Here is a 2,576-nt window from a genome sequence, read left to right as displayed (position 1 = left end):
GGTCTTCGTGGCGGTTGCCTCCTCTGCACCTTCATTTTTGACGAACTCGTCATGCCGCCGCATCGAGGGGAAATGTTACGCAGCAGTCCGGAAGAGCGCCATGATGCGGGTTGCCGAACGGATACGCCCGTGCGGGATTCGGGGCGATGAAGCTACCCGGCCTTGTACGTGTACGCGGGCGGAGATCGAGCGTCACGAGCGGCGGCTGCGTGCGCTGTTTGATCGCTACTTCGACATGCAGGTGGTCTTGCCGTCGGTCTTCGACGTGGCCAAGCCGGAGCGGAGCGAGGCGGTGAGGAGGCGGGTTGCGGCGGCGCTCGCGGCTCGGGCGGCGCCGGCCGCCGAGAGCGAGACTGGGAGTGAGCGCCTCCGGGACTTCGCGAAGCGGCGCGGCACGTCGCCGAGCAACTGGGCCAAGGCGCTGCGTGTTGCGAGGACGATCGCGGCCCTCGCGGGAGGCGATGTTGTGCGCGAGCGTCACGTGTACGAGGCGATCAAGCTCGTCCCCGAAGAAGATGGTGCGCCCCCCGGTCGGCGTTGACGGCGCGGCATCAACTTCGAACGGGTGAGGTTCTCGGCGGTGTGGGGGTGCTCCTCACACTCGCACGGCGACGAACTTGAGACGGGTGTTCGTCCGGACCCGGTTGCCGTTTGTCCGTAGGCGCTCGTGCCTAAAATATGTCGTTGCGGATGCGAGTTTTACCTGGTACGTGTTTGTCCACGAACACGCCATGCCGTCGTCAACCTCGACCAAGTGGTTCGCTTCGCATGTCGCCACGATTGTCCGGAGCCGCGGTCCTCCTCATGCTCGCCGGATGCGCGCCGAGTCGAGAGGAGCAGGCGGCGCTGGACCAGCCGCCGAAGGTGGCGATGCGGTTCGGGCCCTCTCTGCGCCTGCCCGACCCAGACCGCCAGTGCGTGCGCCGGCCCGGCGTCCACGCTTGTCCTGACGGATGGCCCATCCGAGGCATCATTCCGGTCGCTCGCCCGCAGATCGCCACCTGCGTGTACACGCCGAACGGAGCCGTGCCGGCCACGGAGCTCGACGAGAATGGCGTGCCGCGGAGCGAGATTACGGTTTGTTGCGTTCTGACATGACCGCCGCCCTCTCCGCCCTCGGCTGAACTGGTCGAGCTGACGCCGCCGTCGACGAGCGTGCCGTAGGAAATCGCCCCGGGCCGATGCCCAGCCATCCTCGCGCGGTTCGCGCGGTTGCGGAACAGGTGGAAGCCACGCTGGTCTGTGAACGCCGCAACCGACTGGACACGGCTGTCCGCCACGGGGAGCTGCTCGAGGACGGTAGTGAGATGGTCGCCTACCCAGTCGGTCACCCACTGGTCGGCTCATCGCCGTCCAAGCGCTCATTGACCTTTGGTGCGGACCGTAATCGCCCGAGCATACCCGCCTCGGATCCAGTCATTCTTATCTAAGCCCGATGGCTCGATCCCGTGATCAACCTGGCAACGTGAGCGCGTGGCGTCAGCGCCGAAGGGCAGCACGGTGCAGGTCCCACGCTTCTCGAAGCTGTCCACGGTCTGGTTCAATCGGTCGGCCTTCGCCTCACCGAGCAGTTCATATTGATCGCCCGATCTCACATCCTCGCCTCGACCCAGGTCGAGTTCCAACACCACATCCTTGCCAGCCCCTGGCCATGTCGACTCGGGCTGGGGCACGTATTCGCCCCACAGTCGCCCCACGCGGGCCCTGGTGTCTTGTGGAACAAGGTCAACAGGCAGCCCCTCCGCCGTAATCGCATCGAGCGTGCTCTCGTCTACGGGCGTGATCAATACGACCCGTAGGGTGCTGCGCCCTTCACGATCGAGGCCGCGGATTATCCCGATCTTAGGATGATCCTCGGTCCCGGGGATGGGCGCCGCCGCGCGTACGTAGAACCGCGCGTCGCGCGTCGCGCCTTGAGGGGCGTTCTTCACGTACAGCTTGTCCCCAACACGAATCAGGCGCGGGGCCTTGTCGACAGGTGTTTCGGCCTTTCCGGCGGGGGAGTCGACAGGTGGGGGCGGCGCCGTGCCACATGCCTCGAGCGACAGGAGCACCAAGCCTACAATCACCCATTCTCGCTTCATCAAGGACATGGGAGTCTCCAACGTGCGCTCGTCCCGATGGGTACTTCGCGAGCCCGATCGCTGCGTGAGCACAACGCGACTCCGGCGCTGCCCACGAGACTGCAGGTCGGCTGTACGCCTGAAAGCGCTTGTGGACGTGGTGAGGGATCCAAGCAAACGAACATCGCTCCTCCCAGATCGCTTCGCGGCATCCCGAGGGACCAGAATGCTCCGCTGAGCGTTGCCGTTCCGCTCATCACGGCTGGGCCGCTCGCCGCTGTCAACGCGCTTGGCGCGGCTGGGCTGCTCGCCGCTGTCGTCGCGGGCTTGCTGGGAAGGTCTGGTTTCACGGGTGGATTCGCGGATGCTGACCCTGTCTGGGTTGTACGTAAGTCCTCGCCCACCACCGTCTGGACGACCATCCGCGCCCATGGCAGGCGCCACGTGCGCGGCACGCGCATGCTCGCCGCGCCGGCGTGCGCTCGGCGGGTTCGTCGCAGCCGCACAATAACC

Annotated in this window: 2 protein-coding genes; one reads left to right on the top strand and one right to left on the bottom strand. The window is 66.0% G+C overall.

Annotation, left to right across the window (positions count from 1 at the left end; translation table 11 throughout):
* Positions 1 to 235 precede the first annotated feature (235 nt).
* Entirely contained in the window at positions 236 to 541 is a 306-nt protein-coding gene (locus tag QHF83_RS53150; RefSeq protein WP_282425856.1) for a hypothetical protein, read from the top strand.
* 820 nt (positions 542 to 1,361) lie between these two features.
* Here the strand turns inward: QHF83_RS53150 and QHF83_RS53145 are convergent.
* Positions 1,362 to 2,093, bottom strand: a complete 732-nt coding sequence (locus QHF83_RS53145) for a hypothetical protein (RefSeq protein WP_282425855.1) — start codon at positions 2,091 to 2,093, stop codon at positions 1,362 to 1,364.
* Positions 2,094 to 2,576 lie beyond the last annotated feature (483 nt).

The organism is Polyangium sp. 15x6 (genome assembly GCF_029960785.1).
In the GTDB taxonomy this organism is placed as follows: Bacteria; Myxococcota_A; Polyangia; order Polyangiales; family Polyangiaceae; genus Polyangium.
The sequence above is the reverse complement of the archived record's forward strand: the minus strand, read 5'-3'. Positions and strand labels throughout refer to the sequence as shown.

Excerpts from the sequence above, each read along its gene's own strand:
- QHF83_RS53150 (WP_282425856.1), top strand. The coding sequence starts at position 236 with ATGCAGGTGGTCTTGCCGTCGGTCTTCGACGTGGCCAAGCCGGAGCGG.
- QHF83_RS53145 (WP_282425855.1), bottom strand. The coding sequence starts at position 2,093 with ATGTCCTTGATGAAGCGAGAATGGGTGATTGTAGGCTTGGTGCTCCTG.